Here is a 16,841-nt window from a genome sequence, read left to right on the forward strand (position 1 = left end):
CGATGACGAGGACGACGATTTCGACGGCAAGCTCAATCGCATGATCATGGTTGTCGATGATGCCGGCCGCTGCATAGGCTGCGGAGCCTGCGGCCGCGTCTGCCCCAAGAACTGCCAGACGCATGTTGCGGCCGACGAGCTCGCAACATGATCTGGCGAAAACCAGGAGAACGGCGTTGCACTTCATCTTTTTGTCGGCTCGTGGGGCTGGTCCTGTGCAGCAATGCGTCGATGATTTACTTCGCTTTGGATTCGCTCCGTGTGGCAGTCGTCACGACGCTGGCCTGTTCGCTGCTGCTTCAGGCCTGCTATTTCGGCTGCGTGCTCTTTTTCGCGGACGTCGATGATCTGTAGAACTGTTCATTCGCTCCGCAGAGGGCCGGCGAATCCAATCTCTTCCTAAGCCCGTTGGCCGTAATAGAAAGACACGAGGCCGGCGAGTTCGTCCTCAGCTGCCACTGTGCTAGCAAGGGAACGGAATCCAATCCCGGAGCAGATGGCCAGAGTTGAGCGAAGACTGCGGTCGGAGCTCCTGCGCTTCCGGGTCTCCAAGGGGACGACTTTGCGAACCGAAGGGACTTTGAAGCGTTGACGTGGTCGGCGTGCGGTAGGTTGGGCCAGCGACAGGGATCCCAGCCGGCCGGGAAGCACCGCCCTCTCAATGTGCGTTGACTTCGCTTCCTTTGGCAAAATGTGGGTAACGGCGAGGGCCGGGCCGTCGACATTCCCGCCCTTTTGGTGCGTGCGCCGTTAGGCGCGACAATTCGGTGCCCGCGTGTAACTGCGCGCATTCGCCGAAGCTTAGACGTGGTGCATTCCCGCTCGCCCGCTTGGCGGATAGTTCCGGCCGTGCTGGTTTTGCCGGCCGTAACGCCCGCCGCTCGTCGGTAAGGCCTCACTGCCACACGCCTCTCCGGCAACGGCTCGGCGCGTCGCGCAATCCGGTTGGCGCTCAGGCCAGGCCCTTCGCTAGCTCCAACGCCTGCCGTTCGAACAGGCGGCGGTAAATGCCACCATCGAGATTGATCAGCGCGGCATGATCGCCGTCCTCCATGATGCGGCCACGGTCGAAGACGAGCAGCCGATCGAGCGAGCGGACCGTCGACAGCCGGTGTGCGATGACGAGTGTGGTTCGGCCCACCATCAACCGATCCACCGCTTGTTGAATGAGCACCTCGGATTCCGAATCGAGGCTCGATGTGGCCTCGTCCAGAATAAGGATCGGCGCGTTCGCGAGGAAGGCGCGCGCGATCGCCACGCGCTGGCGCTCGCCGCCGGAGAGCTTCAAACCCCTTTCGCCGACCAATGTCCCACAGCCCTTCGGCAGGGGCGCGATGAATTCGTGGGCACTTGCCAGCCGTGCCGCTTGCTCGATCTCGGCCCGGCTCGCGCCAGGCCGGCCATAGGCGATGTTCTCGGCAAGCGACCTGTGAAACAGGATCGGCTCCTGCTGCACGATCGCGATCTGCGAACGAAGGGACTCTTGGGTCACCTCGGAGACGTCCTGACCGTCTATCAGGATCCGGCCGCCGCTCAGGTCGTAGAGTCTCTGGATCAGCTTCACGAATGTTGTCTTGCCGGAACCGGAGGGTCCAACCAACCCAACCCTTTCGCCAGCTTCAATCGACAGCGAACATTCGCTATAGAGCGGCAGGGGATGGTTGGCGTAGCGGAAGTGGACGTTCTCGAAATCGATACGGCCCTTCGTGATCCGGATCGGCTTGGCCTCTGGACGATCGGCAACATCCACGTGCTGATTGTGGATGGCCACTAGTTCTTCCATCTCATTAACCGAGTGCTGCACGTTGCGGACATGCATGCCGGCATCACGCAGATAGCCCTGCAGGACGATGAAGCACGTGAGAACATATGCTATCTCGCCCGGCGTTGCCTGTCCATGCGACCACAGAAGCAGGGCATATCCGACCACCGCCACCCTGAGCGCAACCAAAGTTACGCCTTGGGTTGAGCCGATGATCGTTCCGCGCACCCAACTCCGGCGCGCGCGGTGCCGCCATTTCGTCATGATGTTTGCAAGCCGCTCGTCTTCGCGAACCTCTGCGCCGAAGCCCTTGACCACAGCGTTGCAACTGACCGCGTCCGCAAGCGCGCCGCTGAGCCTTGTGTCCCATCGGTTGGCAAGGCTCGCCGCTGGCGCGACATAGCCGAGCGACAGCGAAATCGAAAACGCAAGGTAGACGAGAGAGCCGCAAGCAAAGATCACGCCCATGACCGGCCAGTGCCAGCCGAGCAGCACCGTCGAGCCGATCAAGATGACAAACGACGGGAGCAGCGTGACGAGTATCGTGCTGTTGAGGAGGTCGAGCGCCCACATGCCGCGCGTTATCTTGCGCACTGTCGAGCCGGCGAAGCTGTTTGCATGCCAGTCTGTCGAAAAGCGCTGCACATGATGGAACGCTTCGGTCGCGACGTCGGAAATCATTTTCAACACCAAGTCGTTCAGGCCAATTAAGGCGACGTGGCGCATGGCAATGGAACCGAGTGCCAATGCAATCGGTACAGAGAATGCTGCAACAGCTGCCGAAGCTGGTGCTGCCGCATTAGCAGCACGAGAAACAGCGTCGATAAGTCGGCCAGAATAGAGCGGCATCAACACGTCAGCCAGCGTGGAGGCGAGCATCGCGGTCATGATGATCGCGAGCCGGGCCGGCTGCCTGTTCCAGAGGCGAACAGTGAAGGCGAAAACGTCGCGACAAGTGGCGCCGCGCCCATGGACGGGGAAACGTCTCATAGTTTCCAAGCGGGCGCATCAACACGCTCGGTCCCAAAGACGATAAAAGACAAAACTGGAATTTCGACCTCCCCCATAACAGCATCAATTTTGGCGGGCAGCTCTTGCCGCCTCACGACGGTGAGTTCAAAAGTCGTGCCAACTGAGCGGGAACATCCGAAGGACAAATTCAGCAGGTTACCGAGCCTGGAGAAAGTCAGCCGCCATCCAGTCGAATACGATTGCTACGGCTGCTCAACTCGGGAGATTGGAAAAGAAGGTCGATGTATCGATTGAATTTTGAGCTTGTTCTTGCCTCGATCAAATAAGTACAGTTGCAATGCAGCTTTCTCAGGCCCGGCACTTAGGTGCTGATTTCAAAAGCGCGCCGCGAATACTTTCCTGCCCATATTCCGTCAATCGAATGCTCGACTGTCGGATTGTGCGCTCCCCGACACAGTGCTGTCGGTTCGCCTCCTGGGTACCTCCCCCGTCGATTGACGACCTGAAGGAGAAGCTTCGCTCGCAAGCTGGCACGACTCTTGAGGGTACTCCAGGTGGCGGAAGGAACTCCGGCTCGAGTCCCGTTGACTTCGGATGTTGCGAGGCTGGGTTGGAGCAAACTGTGCACCAATGAGAACGCAATGAAGGAGACATCATGGAACTCCGGCGGATTGCGGTGGAGTTAGACCTATTCCTCAAGATGACTGATGATGTCGCTCAATCCGAACAGTTGTTCGAACTGTTGTCTGCGTTTGCGCTGAATTTCGATTGCCCGTGGATTGCCTATGGGTCGCTCGCATCAGAACAGAGGGTTTTCAAGCCGAACCGAGAGGGTTCTGTGGTGATGTGGAATTATCCTGCTGAATGGCAGGAGCGCTACTCGAGAATGGGCTATGCCAAAATAGACCCACTCATCAAGAAAGGTCGAAAGGAGGCGGGACCCTTTCGATGGAGCGAGGTGTATACCGATGAAAGCATAACTGAAGATGGACGCCGCGTCTTGGACGAAGCAGCAACATTCGGCTTGAGGTCAGGCGTTACCGTCCCATTACATGGCCCTGGTGGCAGCTTTAGGTTTGTGAGTTTTGCTCAATCCTCGGACTGCGAATTGCAGAATAGAGCGATCACCTACCTGCAAATGGCCGCGCTGCGGTTTCATCGGATGGTTACGAAGTTCGACACTACGACTGCGTCGGAACGAGCTCATAACCTGTCTCCGAGAGAAATAGAGTGCATTGATTTGGTGTCACAAGGAAAATCATCTTGGGAAATAGGAACTATTTTAGGCAGATCACGAAATACGATAGATTTCCATTTAAAAAATGTAATGCGGAAGTTGGATGCGACCAGCAGAACGGTAGCTGTTGTAAAAGCTTTGAACCTTGGGATTATCGAACCGCCGTAGGTGCGCAGCTAGTTCTCCGCCCGTAGTAGCGCGCGTGATAGCCGAGACGCTCCGGCGTGCGCTCGCTCTTCGAAGCACCCAGCGCCTCGTCCATCTCGGCCTCGAGCACCTCCTGCATCACGGCGCGAATCACCTCGTGCAATCCATCCGGCCTCGAAAGCAAAATGTCGTTGACGCTGCTATGGCGGATTTATCTTCAGGCTTGGTCCTGGTGGCGATGCTGAGTTCGCTTCGCTGAGATTGGGCGGTCATGACAGGGTGGTGTTCAATGTCACCGATTCCTGGAAGAAATTACCATCCGTATTAAGCGACTGACGATGAGTGATGTGTGTCCAAAATCTGACAGCTGTCAGAAAACATGTCGGGTTCAATACAGCGGAGCGTCTTAGCTCTGTCGGGCTTTTCGAAGCCTATCTCGCAGTAACTGCGCGCCAGGCGCACTAGCTCGGCCTTTGCTGGTCGATGTGCGGCAATATAGTGTGAGGGCTGACCCGCATGAGAACACGGAACTCGCTCGATGAAGGATGATCGACGGCATCCAGAAAGCTTCTCTCCGGCGGGTTCGAGGGTGCTGCGCGCGCATCTCGGCGACGGGCCAGCGACCAACGGTTGAGGCTACATCTCCGGAGCGAGTGATGCCTCGAAAGATGCAATGCTGTCTCTGGTCCGACGCGCTGGAAGTTTGTGAAGGTCGGCCCGGCAAGTCGGTGAACCGGGCGGCTTAGGCTGCCAAAAAGGGTAGATGTCTGCGTTGCCTCGGTAGATCAGCAGGCGGTATCAGAAAGCCAAAGGCACACGCACACCATCGTGGCGCTTCGCAGGAAGTAGATGGGAGTAATCACCAGTGATTTTACCGGAACTTCGCTCAGCAAACACAGCCGGCAGGGTTTTGGAGATAACGACGACCACGGGATGCGTCGTAGGATGTTCATATTGTCCCCAGGACAAGTTCGCGGTCCGGCAAAGAAAAGTGTCTCATGCGAGTCATCTGGATCTTGAAGATTTCAAGCGGTGTCTGGCCCGCGTACCGACTTCCGTCGACATTGGTTTTGCGGGATACTCCGAACCTTGGCTCAATCCGGACTGTACCGAAATGGTGGAGCACGCCTTCGCCAAAGGCCATGGCATCAGGATTTTTACGACGCTGGTGGGAATGAACGGGCAGGACCTGCAACGATTGCAAGCCTTGCGCTTGGGCGTATTCGTGGTTCATGTTTTCGATGATGGCACCTACATGAACAGCCGCCTGGTCGGAGACAAGTATCGCGATCTGGTTCGTCAACTCGTCGACGCGGATATCCCCTTGATCCGGTTCGTGGCTTTGGGCGAGCCCCACCCAGATATAGCCGACATTATTCCTACCGAAGCACTGATAAAAGCGCGGCCCATGAGCAGTAGGGGTGGAAGCGTCGACCCTAAGATCGTTGCACCACGTCAGCCAGTGGTCGGAGCCCTAACCTGCGTGGACGCACGACAGTATCGGAATGTTCTTCTTCCAAACGGCGACGTTACCCTGTGCTCTATGGATTTTGAACGGCGTCACGTATTGGGCAACCTTCTATATGAGGGTTACTCCGCTCTGTTTGAAAAGCCAGTTTTTCGCGAAATCGTCGACCGCATGAATGGAGCAGATGGTTTTCTGCTTTGCAGGATGTGTGAATTCGCCGACCCAAACGACCGGACCTGAGTGCATGCCGGCCGAGAGGGCGTGCCTGGCAGTGCGGATGGCCCCACGACAGATGCACCTGCCCGCGACGCCATCGTGTTTTCACGTTACGCCAGTATGTTCCTGTAGGCGCGGCAGTGGGCCTCGAGCATTTCGGAGACGAGCTCATCGAAAGGTCTTCGCCTTCCAACCGAGCTTGTCGGCCTGCCTAGCTTGAGGTAACGCCGATCACAGGTCAACCATCGGTCGGATGGAAACAGTGTTAGTCGATCCCGATCAGAGCTTGATTGCTTACTCACGGCTCACCTCGTCAACGCCTTCACCCTCCCGGACGATCTCCTTTTCGACTCGCCTGAAGGCAGCAGCGCAGCTGCGGCCGGGGATGGTTGCCGTCGCGGTAGTGGACGTTCTCGAAACCGATGCGGCCCTTCGCCAGCGCGTCTCCCGGTTGCTTCCGCCTGGCCTACGAACGGGCTTTCCGTCAAGGGGGTCCACGGCGGCCCCGCCCTCTTGATCCGGGGGCTCGGGCCAGTCATCGCGCAAGAGATCGGAATCCGCATTCTTCTCAAAGAGAGCGTGGCTTTCGCTGTGTCATCGGTCATCAAATAGTTTCTTGAATCAGGTTGGTGTCCGCAGCCCGAGGTTGAACGGCGAATATATTGATGACCGCCGCGAAGCCGCTCGCTCGCTACGGCGCTATTGAGGAGCGCGCTCGCGAGCGGCTTCGCTACCGCCGAGCGACACAACCTCTGGCGACGCGACCCTGCTGATCTCCTTGGACATTTGTCCGGAGGCGCTATGGGCAGCGATGGGTGGGGTACGTCAACTACCTGATGCCATAGTAGCGATGCTTTCGCGGAAGCTTTAGAAGCCATCCTGTTGCAGCACATTCTCCGAAAGCATCCGAATGGAGGGCAACGCAACCCAACAATATTTGATGAGGATGCCGGCATCACCAGACTAACCAAGGCTGCCTCCGGCATTCTGCTCTCAATGTTAGATGACGAACATCTACCGCGAGCAACCAGCCATTAATCGCTCTCTTCTTTGAACGACCCAAGTGCAGAGGACTCAATATGAACACCGACCCTTTCACGGCCCATGAGTCCAACGTTCGTCGCTACGGTCGGTCGTTTCCCGCCGTCTTTGCGAGGGCACTTGGGGCCACCATCTGGGACGAGACCGGTAACGCATACATCGACTTCCTCGTTGGGTCCGGGGCGCTCAATTACGGGCACAACAATCCGGATATCATGGCGCCGGCGATTGAATATCTCGTCGGTGAGAACATTCTTCTGTCGCTTGATATGCATACGGCGGCAAAGCGTGACTTCATTGAAGGGTTCGTCGATTGGATCCTGAAACCCAGAGGCCTTTCATACAAGATTCAGTTTCCTGGGCCGACCGGCACGAACGCCAACGAAGCGGCTCTGGCGCTGGCGCGAAAATACACCGGCCGCTCGAGCGTCATGGCCTTTACGAATGCGTTCCACGGCATGTCGCTCGGCTCTCTAGCGGTGTCGGGCTCGGCCTCAACCAGGGAACTGGGAGGCGTCGCTCGCCACGATGTGATCCGTGTTCCCTATGACGGCTATCCGAGCCAAGCTTTCGATTCCGCCAGTTACATCGACAGCGTTTTGAGCGACCCGGGGAGCGGCATAGAAAAGCCTGCCGCAATCATTCTGGAGACCATCCAGGCGGAAGGCGGCATGAACGCCGCGTCTGCAGCTTGGCTCATGGAAATTCAGCGCATTTGCCGTACTCACGGCATTGTTTTTATCGTCGACGATATTCAGGCGGGTGCGGGCCGAACTGGCGATTTCTTCTCATTCGAGTCCGCGAAAATCGAACCGGATATTGTGTGTCTTTCCAAGTCACTAAGCGGTTCAGGTAGTCCGCTGTCCATCGTTCTGATTCGACCCGACTTGGACGTATGGAAGCCCGGAGAACATAGCGGGACCTTCAGAGGCAACAATTTCGCCTTCGTGACGGCAGGAGCCATGTGCAAGATGTGGTCGGATAGGAAATTTACTGCAGGTGTCGAGCGGACAGCCGTCAGGCTGCAAACGCACCTCGATCGCCTGGTTGCGAAATTTCCGAGGTACATCGAACAGAAGCGCGGCCGCGGTCTGATGGCCGGCCTGAAATGCCGTTCACCGGCAGTTGTCGGCCGCGTGCACGATGTCGCATTCGAAAATGGCCTTCTTATCGAATCCTCGGGGCCAAATCGCGACGTTATCAAAGTCCTCCCACCGATAACCATCACCGATGCCGAACTCGATCGTGGCATCACCATCCTTGAACACGCACTACAGGAGCAAGACAATGCCTAGTCAGATGTCTCAAGTGCCAGCCATCTCGCCGGTTTCGATCAAAGAACGGACCGGCTCGATCAACACTGCGGAAATCATCTCGGTCCTGAAAGGTGAGCTCACCGCTCTGCACATCAAGCAAGCTTTCAGCACCGAAGTAGCCGAGGAGATCACTACGAACTTTATTGGAAGCTCCGGTCTCAGAGAGCGTAAAGATGGTGTGCCCGGACAATATGTCGGCGCATCTCACTACAGAAAGGATGCAGCCACCTATTTCGCAGACGCCGAAAACGCGCGGCCGTACGTCGATGCCCTTTTTAAGAATTTGGTTGACCCGGTTCGAGCGGTATTCGGGGCGTTGAAGCGAGAGCTTCACAACCAGGGCATCGAATTGCGGCTGGCGCGTTCCGAACACGGCCAGGCCAATGTTTGTCGCGGCCTCAGTTGGTCGGGCACAGGCACGTTTTCCTTGGATCCCCACGACGACGTCGCTCAAGTCTTACGTGCTGGCGATGATTACGAGCTTTCTGCGGTGGCGCACAATACGGTCGCAGCGCTCAACCTCTATCCCAGCATGCCTGAGGAAGGCGGCAATCTGAAGCTCTGGAGCCACAAGCCGACGGTTGCGGACCGGATATCGCAAGGTGTGGAGACCACTGGATACCCCTATTCGGCAGCCTATCTGGAGGCCGTCCCTTGCCGCGAGTTCGAGCTCAAAACTGGGGATATCGCCCTAATCGATGGCGGCTTCGTTCACGGGGTTACCGGTCAATCAGGCAACGGAAAGCGTCGCGTGCTGCTGAATTGCTTTTTCGGATTTGCGCGGCCAGATCTTGTTCTCTGGTGGACCTGAAGCGGGACTGACCGGCTTCCTCCAGCGCCGGTCACTTTGGGCTCGTCCGCGTAAGTGGGCAAAAGTATATGGCGGCAAAATCTTATGCCGCAGTTAAAAAGCGCGCACAGTGAGAATAGAACATCAAGCATAACGAGGACACACGATGTGTGATGCGACGAACTATGACGAGAATTGGGCAGACGTTTATGAAATATATACGACAATGCAAGGTAAGACCGGAGAGGCAGACGAAACTGCCGCTTTCTTAGAGCGGTTTTCCTGTGGAGGGATTGCTCTTGAACTTGGCATAGGAAACGGACGCGTGGCTGTGCCGTTGAGCGAACGTGGTGTAAAGGTCGAAGGTATCGACAATTCGGGCGCCATGTTGAAGCTTCTCGCCGACCGCACAGATCTTATCAAAGCGTGGAAAGGGAGTATTGTCGATTTCAATTCTGTTAAGAGATACAATCTGATCTATTCTGTATATGGTACTCTGACCCTGCTATTAAAGCGCGAAGACCAAATATCCTGCCTGAAATGTGCGGCGCAGGCTCTTGATGAAGCTGGGGCTTTGGTAATAGAGGTGCGCGTGCCAATATTAGATGGCTTCCTTGGGGGTATAAAGGTTACTATGACTACCACAACCGTGGATTCCGAGAATACCTTCGTCAAGGCGGAAGCTCACGATTCGCTCAACCAGAATTTGATTTCAAACCTGTTTTGGTTTTCTGGTACGTCTGTCCGGCGATTGCCAGAGCGCGTTCGTTACGTTTATCATCAGGAGCTCGATAGCATGGCCCAATGCGCAGGGCTAGAACTGGTGGAACGCTGGGGCGATTGGGCGGGCGGTGCGTTCACGGATAGGTCCAAACGGCATATCTCAGTTTATCGAAGAATGGGACTGTAGTTTCGACTAAATATATAAAGGCCGCGCTTTGATCGTGCGCACGGGAAGTCCGTGGCGTGGCCTTCCAGCCTCTTTCTGAAGTTGGAACACCGTCTTCACCGCGATTGGGTCAAAGCCGATGTTCCGTTGGGCTGTTAGAGGTCTGTTGGACTAGCCTAACATGAGTTCGCCATGATCGACGCAACCACAGGTCTCAAAAGGGCGACCCTTAGCCAAGCCGTAGACCGCTCCAAAGGCGGCATGACTATGCGCTCACCGATGCGCTCGGCATCTCGTCCGCTTCGTTCTCCTGCCAGGACATCGTTTACATGCGGTGGGCGTCACCCGCTAATAGACGGCATAGCCTTCGGCGAGCCGATTGCCGATTTTCGACAGCAACACCGTTATTGCCGATCTGAACGAACGCGCGCCAAGATCGTCATCTCGCAGCATCGAGGCGCGCCTTGCCTCTGCCACTCGATCTCGAACTCTATATGTCGTCATCTGATCGAGAACGTCTTCTGCAAGCTCAAGGACCTCAAGCGTATCCGCCGCGCGAGCTGACAAAACCGACCAATGCTGCAACGCAATCACCCTCTCGCAGCCGCCGTCATAAACTGACGATGAATTCAACAGGCCTTAGTAGACACCTGAAGAGGTGGAGCGAGGCGCCGACCTCCAAAGCGATGGTGCCGGTCACCGCTGGCGGCGCAAGGCTAGGGTCCACGTCCTGACCAGCGAACCACGATCTTTGGCCGACACGCCGAACACGCGCGGCGCATCATGCTTGAGCATGAAGGCGCTCACTGCTGGCAATGGAGCTGCGGTGTCTCGGCCGCGGCGGGCGGCGCGAACGAGATCGCGCTTTGCTTCACGGCAACCCATACCGCCGTCAGTTCGCCGGCGCGGAGCAGCCTTGCCAATGAAAGAGCATCCCCGTTTGTCCTCATCTGATCTCCTACTTCCTTAGGACCAGCGGCGCGCGACCGCGGTTCATTGATGGCCGAAGGAACGGATCAGCCCGGTAGAGGCCAAAGCCGGTTGGGCTGCCTAGGTGAAGTGGATCCAATGGCACCCTTGGATAATGCAGCGATCCGTCTAGGAGATGCGTCGACCTCGCCGAACAACCGAACCTCATTCCTCCGCTTCGCAACATCGAAGCGGCAAATGCTTCCCTATAGTCTGCCACGGCTCGCCCTCTTGTTGTGACGACCAGGCTCCTACCGTCCGAGCCACCAACCCTAGGAAGGGCAGTTTAGGGCGGGCAGCAGCGGATCGCACCTCGAAGCTCGTCCTCGAATTGTATGGGAAGGACACCCCCGCCCTCTCAAGAGACTTCTTGCTACTCTTGTACATGGCCGTTCCCTATCGGATCCACACCCGTGCTCACCGACAACGGCATTTAGGTCAAGACGCCCGACGCCGGCGGTTCGGCCGTGCCATTGATCAAGGAGGCCATCGCAAATGACAAAACGCCTCTGGCATGCTTTCGAATACCCCTGCCCCGATGGAACGAGCACCAACCAAGGCAAGACATCCGTTTCGCTCCGAGACTACATTTAGTGGCCCTTTTGACGAACGGTCGCAAATTACTCCCGTTGGCCATGTTGCTGAAATGGGGTAATCGACCACTCCATCGAGTCGATTGCACGCTGAAGTGCTGTCTCCGTTTGAGTTGGGCAGGCCGACACAGCGATGACATGTCCGATGGTATCTCGGTAATCTCCTTTCCTGATGATCGGAGTTTTGGGTTCGACGTATAATTTCACCTCGGCGACACCTGGTATAGCAGTGGCCCTGTCGACATTCATTGAGGCAAACATGCCCTCGCGATCAGGAACGAGGAATCGCGCGGCCGCAAAATTCGAATGCCATTTGCGCAAATCCCATTCCTCGCCGATAGCAAGCTTGATGTGCTCGGTGATGAGGTCGATGCCGTAGGCCAACTGAACCAGCCGAGGGGTGGTCCCACCTGGGAGACGCGGATTAACTTCAATGACCATTAGACCACGCTTCGTCCATCGAAATTCGATATGCGCTGGACCCCAGTCAAGGTCGAGAATTCGCAAACAACTCAACGAAACACTGGCGATCAGTTTGTGCTCTTCTTCTGTCAGCAGGGCCGGAAAGGAGAAATGGCGATAGACGAAATGGGGTAGGGGTCCGAAGCTAGCGGCGCAAATTCCGATGACGTCGTTACCCATTGTGTAAGAGCTATACTGGGCTCCGTTCGCGAATTCTTCGACGAGTAATTTTGGGGTTGACTGGCAAAGGTACTTTTCGCCCAACAGGTAGGTCGTATGTTTGGCTAACTCATCGAGGTTGCGGCACAATCGGACACCGCAGCTCCCGCTGCCGACGGCTGGCTTAAGAACTACCGGCAGCCCAATCTCTGCGGCAGCGCTTTCTACCTCCATAGCATCCACTGCCAAGCGGTAAGCAGGCATAGCAATCCCAGCCTCCGCTAGAAGCTGACGTTGAGTGAACTTGTCGCAGCATCGTTCAACCGATGCGGGGTTCGGTCCCGGAAGACCGAAATGCCGACAAAGCTTGCCAACTGTCGCATAGATCGACTCGTCGAGCCCCGAGAAGCCAGTGATACCACGAATGTCATAGGTAGTACCTAGTCGGGAACATTCATGAACCAGCGCATCGATGTCGTCTGTATCGACGCGGACGGCATCAATCCCTTCCGCAGCAAGATATGTGTACTGAGCTGGATCAGCCGACAAGGTAATTGTATGAAGCCCAAGACTCTGGGCCGCTTTCACGTAGGGCAGACCGATGCTCCTGTGGCCTTCTAGCAGAATGAGCGCTCTATTTGTCATTTGGTATTGCCTCTCGGTGATGGCCAAGTCACGAGCGTTAATCGGTGTCACCTTTTTCGCGTTCTTTTGTCATGCTCGTGCTGAAGAGTACCAGCGTCAGCGCAAAAGTTCCGTGAATCTATTGTAAAGATTTGTGCGCATGTACACTCGCGAGATGCACCTCGGCGCTCCGCCAGGCTTCGGATCAAGATTTTCGCGTCCGCCGATGGCACATTCGATGCGCCTTCCAGATAATGTCGCGAATCGCTCCCAGCAACAACCCCCTCGAGCCGGAGCCAAGGCGTAGCTGACCCTGGCATAACGCTAAGTTCAGGCCGCTGCGACTGAGGCGCGTAGATCCCGCTCTCGCTCTCTATCGTAGGTGGTGGGAAGCTACCCGTGGTCGTGGCGGCCATCTCGCGCGTAAATAGTGAGTTTCCCACCGTGGCCCAGCCCCGGTGTACAGCGGACTGGGCCGAGGCTCGTCAACGACGTGCCCACAGGAGGCGGCCAACTCGACGGTGCGCGTTGCCTTGGCTTCGTTCCCGAGGCGTGGGTACAGAACGCTAGACCAATCGCAATTAGAGAAGCCCGCTTCGGTCAGCGCGCTTATGATGCGACTAACGACGTCAGTATGGCCCAGATCCACCTTTGTTGGCCAGCGTCATGGCGGCAAAGCAGTCGGACTGGCTGGAACTGCACACGGTCGGGGATGGAGCTCAGAGACGACGGTTGACCAGACTCTCGTCCGCGGGTTGGATACCCTCCGTGTTTTCGTCTCGGGGCTTCCTGGTCGAAAGGCGGGCGGCGGGTGAATTGGCTCAGCCACATTGAAACAATATCTTCAAGTAACTTTACCATCTCTTTGCAAATAAACGTCCTCGAAAATGCTACCTCACCGCAGGCCCACAGTTGGTTGAATTCGCTCGGGCCGCCGTGTCGCACTTATCCGAGGGTCAATAGCAATGGCAAGAGCGCTCATCCTGATCGAAGGTTCAAGCAACGGACCTCTTTATATGCAAGCAGCCAAGCGTCTTGGCCTTCATCCAGTCACACTATCGGCTGATCCAGCTAAGTACACATATCTTGCTGCGGAAGGGAATGATGCCGTCCGCGTCGATACAGACGACATCAATGCGCTGGTTCATGAGTGCTCACGACTAGGTACTACCTATGACATTGCTGGAATTACTGGCTTTGTGAGCCGCGGGGAGATTGTATATGTGACAGTTGGTAGGCTCTGCCGACATTTCGGTCTCCCGGGGCCGAATCCCGAGTCTGTTGAACGATGCTGCGACAAGTTCACTCAACGTCAGATCCTCGAGGAGGCTGGCGTTCCCATTCCCCTTTATCGATTGGCAGCAGATGCGACGGAGGTAGAAAGCGCTGCCGCAGAGATTGGGCTGCCGGTAGTTCTTAAGCCAGCTGTCGGCAACGGTAGCACCGGTGTCAGATTGTGCCGCAACCTTGATGAGCTAACGCAACATACAACATACTTGTTGGGCAGCGGGAAGCGAATTTCGCGCCCCCCCCGTAGGATGCTTGTCGAACAATTCGCAGAAGGTCCATACTACGAAGCCGAGATAATGGGCAAGTCAGTAGTTGGTGTTACTGCCGCTGAGTTCGAAGCCCCCCCACATTTCGTGTTTCGTGAGAGCATCTTTCCGGCCCTGCTCAGCGATGATGAACGCAATTGTATAGCCGACGTTTCGCTGAGCTGTCTGGAGGCTCTCGGACTTGGATGGGGACCGGCAAATATAGAATTCAGGTGGACAAACCGTGGCCCAGTCGTCATTGAAGTCAATCCGCGTCTAGCGGAGGGTATCACTCCTCGGATAGTCCGGCTAGCCTATGGTGTCGATCTCGTCGCGGAACATATCAAGCTCGTCATCGGCAACGAATGGGACTTGCGCAGTAGGCATTCGCACACCGTGGCCACACGGATCCTCGTTCCGGATCGCGACGGCATTCTCGATTGGATCGAAGGCGACAAATTAGCGGCTGCTATACCAGGTGTTGTAGAAGTTGAACTGTACGTTGCATCCAAGGACCTGATTGTTAGGAGAGGCGATTGGAGAGACCGCATGGGACACGTCATTGCCGCTTCACCCAGTCCGATTCTGGCCAAGGCGATACTTCAGCGTTCGGTCGACCTGATCGATTGGTCCATCATAGATCGATGAGCAGCCCCTAGCGGCGGAAGAGGGGCGGTGAGGTACTGATTCTTTTACCTGTGCAGGATCGCCTCACGGGCAATCGGCTAGGGGGCGTGGGTTTTCTGGTGCTCAGTCTGCCGACGAGCAGAGCGTTTTGGCCGGGGCGACTGTCGCGCAACAGGATCACCGACCAACTTCGGTCGCACTCTCGCATCAGAAGCCCCACCCTCCGGAAGAAAGGCTTCAAAAAACTTTAAAATAACTTTAGTGATTGTTTGCATTCTTAGATTGTCAACAGTGGTAACCTCGCGGCGAGTTAGGAGCCCGAGCGCTGCCGCAACGAAGTCCCCCCTTTGGTTCCAATGGCAGACGGGCGCGTCGTGGCCTGTCATGTGCGGGCTCCGGCCAGAGCCGCGTCTCCGAAACCGGCTGAGGCGGTCAAATCCTCGCTATTTCTGTGAGACAGTCACAGATCAGTTTATCCGAACAAATTTTCCACGAACAGACGCGAACACTCGAGATGCGGTCAAAGGAGGCAATAGAATAATCTATGGAAAGAAATCACGAAAGCGGCTGTCGTTCAACTCAACAGGTTGGCAGCTATGATACAGTCGGTTCAATTGCCACGAACGTTGCCGATGGCTTCAAGATGGTAGCGGTTGGCGACCTTATTCTGTCGCGGGCGCTGATGAAAGGCCACCATTCCGGTTTTGCGGATGTCGTCGAAATCCTTCGTGATGCCGATGTCACGTTCGGGAACATGGAAACCCTCATCTTCGATATCCGGTCATTTAAGGGAAGCCCCCAGGCTGAGTACGGTGGTGCGTATCATATTAGCCTGCCGGAGATCGGACCTGACTTGAAAGAGATGGGCTTTAACCTGGTGAGTCGGGCGAACAATCATACCCTCGACTGGGGCCTCGAAGGCATGCGCGAGACGAGCCGAGTGCTCAATGAGAACGGGATCATCCATGCAGGTGCGGGCGAGAACCTCGCACAGGCCGGCGCTGCTCGCTTCTTGGAGACCGCTCGCGGTCGCGTGGCATTGGTGTCATTTGCTGCATCGTACTGTTGCATGGCTCGTGCGGGCGATCCCGCCGGCGAGGCACCTGGCAGGCCAGGACTCAATGCTCTTCGTTTGACGAAAAGCATCGTGGTTCCTTCGGAGATGCTGGAAAATTTGAGGCAAGTACGAGAAGTCTTGCCGTATTATTGTCCTCCCGGACGGGATCCAAGCCGCGTTGTCATTGACGGTACTACATTCAAGGCCGGCGAAAAAGCAGGCTATAGCTTTGAAGCCGATTCGCGTGATGTTGCTGAGATTCTACGAAATGTTCGTCGGGGCAAGCAATTCTCTGACTTCTGTATCGCTACAAACCATGGTCATGAACAGGAATGGAGCGACGAACCGCCTGACTACGAACAGTCGCTTGCCCGCAGCCTTATCGATGCTGGAGCGGACGCGTACATTGGCCACGGGCGGCATCAACTGCGAGGTATCGAGATCTACAAGGGTCGACCAATCTTTTATGGCTTGGCGAATTTCTTTTACGATGACCTCCGAACGCCTGCGGGTGCGGACATGTTCGCTGTTCACGGCATGGATCCAAAAGTTGACACGGATGCTGAGGTCAGCATCCACGAGCTGGCAAAAGGATACCCGACCGCAGAGGGGCTTGTGGGAGGGCTCTCTGACCAAATCTACTATGAGAGCGTTATCTCCGTCAGCCGCTACGAGAACAATCAGCTCGCTGAGTTGCAGCTCCACCCGGTTGAACTCGGGCACTCGAAGAGGTTTGCCAATCGGGGCGTGCCGCGTTTCGCCTCGGAGCCGCAAGCAACTGCCATTCTGGGCCGGCTCCAGAGGCTCTCAAAGCAATATGGCACCCAAATCGACATCAAAAAAGGTGTCGGATTTATCCGCCCGCAGCCTTCGCGCAATGACAACGAATGAAGCAATGCTGGCGCTTGCTGTCATCGGGGCGAACCTCACTGCTGGACGGCGCTGATTGGGGCCACAGCAACGAAATTGCGCGCTGT

Annotated in this window: 11 protein-coding genes and 3 pseudogenes; 10 read left to right on the forward strand and 4 right to left on the reverse strand. The window is 56.4% G+C overall.

The features are described from left to right. Positions 1-151, forward strand: a 151-nt coding sequence (locus EN893_RS02070) for a 4Fe-4S binding protein (protein WP_164748146.1), incomplete at its 5' end; no start/stop codon positions are given. Further along, positions 148-354 (forward strand): exopolysaccharide production repressor protein, encoded by a 207-nt coding sequence (locus EN893_RS02075; protein WP_127266822.1) that lies wholly within the window; start codon positions 148-150, stop codon positions 352-354. The genes EN893_RS02070 and EN893_RS02075, both read left to right, overlap by 4 nt. A gap of 598 nt (positions 355-952) precedes the next feature. Here the strand turns inward: EN893_RS02075 and EN893_RS02080 are convergent. After that, positions 953-2,752 (reverse strand): ABC transporter ATP-binding protein, encoded by a 1,800-nt coding sequence (locus tag EN893_RS02080; RefSeq protein WP_127266823.1) that lies wholly within the window; start codon positions 2,750-2,752, stop codon positions 953-955. Between the two features lie 637 nt (positions 2,753-3,389). On the opposite strand from EN893_RS02080, the gene EN893_RS02085 reads away from it, so the two are divergent. Then, positions 3,390-4,139: a LuxR family transcriptional regulator gene (locus EN893_RS02085; protein ID WP_127266824.1), complete on the forward strand. Its 750-nt coding sequence runs from the start codon at positions 3,390-3,392 to the stop codon at positions 4,137-4,139. A 16-nt stretch (positions 4,140-4,155) separates the two neighbouring features. On the opposite strand, the pseudogene EN893_RS02090 reads toward EN893_RS02085, so the two are convergent. Further along, positions 4,156-4,391: pseudogene (locus EN893_RS02090) on the reverse strand (transposase); the annotation flags it as partial. A 718-nt stretch (positions 4,392-5,109) separates the two neighbouring features. Between EN893_RS02090 and EN893_RS02095 the strand changes: the two are divergent. The 4 genes from EN893_RS02095 (at position 5,110) to EN893_RS02115 (ending at position 9,859) form a co-directional block, all read left to right on the forward strand. Continuing rightward, a complete protein-coding gene (locus EN893_RS02095; protein ID WP_236383545.1) occupies positions 5,110-5,826 on the forward strand; it encodes an SPASM domain-containing protein in 717 nt (238 codons plus the stop codon). A gap of 1,055 nt (positions 5,827-6,881) precedes the next feature. Next, the gene (gene ectB / locus EN893_RS02105; protein WP_127206334.1) at positions 6,882-8,138 is read left to right on the forward strand and encodes a diaminobutyrate--2-oxoglutarate transaminase; all 1,257 of its coding nucleotides are present in this window, start codon (positions 6,882-6,884) and stop codon (positions 8,136-8,138) included. Then, positions 8,131-8,970, forward strand: coding sequence for a hypothetical protein (locus tag EN893_RS02110; protein WP_126104996.1), 840 nt, complete (start codon positions 8,131-8,133; stop codon positions 8,968-8,970). Before ectB ends, EN893_RS02110 begins: the two co-directional genes overlap by 8 nt. Before the next feature lie 145 nt (positions 8,971-9,115). Beyond that, positions 9,116-9,859, forward strand: a complete 744-nt coding sequence (locus EN893_RS02115) for a class I SAM-dependent methyltransferase (RefSeq protein WP_127266826.1) — start codon at positions 9,116-9,118, stop codon at positions 9,857-9,859. Positions 9,860-10,621: 762 nt separating this feature from the next. Here the strand turns inward: EN893_RS02115 and EN893_RS38925 are convergent. Further along, positions 10,622-10,814: pseudogene (locus EN893_RS38925) on the reverse strand (IS110 family transposase); the annotation flags it as partial. Between the two features lie 613 nt (positions 10,815-11,427). Next, the gene (locus EN893_RS02120) at positions 11,428-12,666 is read right to left on the reverse strand and encodes an acetyl-CoA carboxylase biotin carboxylase subunit family protein (RefSeq protein WP_127266829.1); all 1,239 of its coding nucleotides are present in this window, start codon (positions 12,664-12,666) and stop codon (positions 11,428-11,430) included. Positions 12,667-13,610: 944 nt separating this feature from the next. On the opposite strand from EN893_RS02120, the gene EN893_RS02125 reads away from it, so the two are divergent. From EN893_RS02125 to EN893_RS02135, 3 genes and pseudogenes are all read left to right on the forward strand, one after another. Continuing rightward, the gene (locus EN893_RS02125; protein WP_127266827.1) at positions 13,611-14,828 is read left to right on the forward strand and encodes an acetyl-CoA carboxylase biotin carboxylase subunit family protein; all 1,218 of its coding nucleotides are present in this window, start codon (positions 13,611-13,613) and stop codon (positions 14,826-14,828) included. Between the two features lie 299 nt (positions 14,829-15,127). Further along, positions 15,128-15,262, forward strand: a pseudogene (locus tag EN893_RS38930) (oligopeptide ABC transporter ATP-binding protein); the annotation flags it as partial. A gap of 89 nt (positions 15,263-15,351) precedes the next feature. Further along, a complete protein-coding gene (locus tag EN893_RS02135) occupies positions 15,352-16,755 on the forward strand; it encodes a CapA family protein (protein WP_127266831.1) in 1,404 nt (467 codons plus the stop codon). Positions 16,756-16,841 lie beyond the last annotated feature (86 nt).

This window comes from Mesorhizobium sp. M7A.F.Ca.CA.004.04.2.1 (genome assembly GCF_004022825.1).
Classification (GTDB): Bacteria; Pseudomonadota; Alphaproteobacteria; order Rhizobiales; family Rhizobiaceae; genus Mesorhizobium.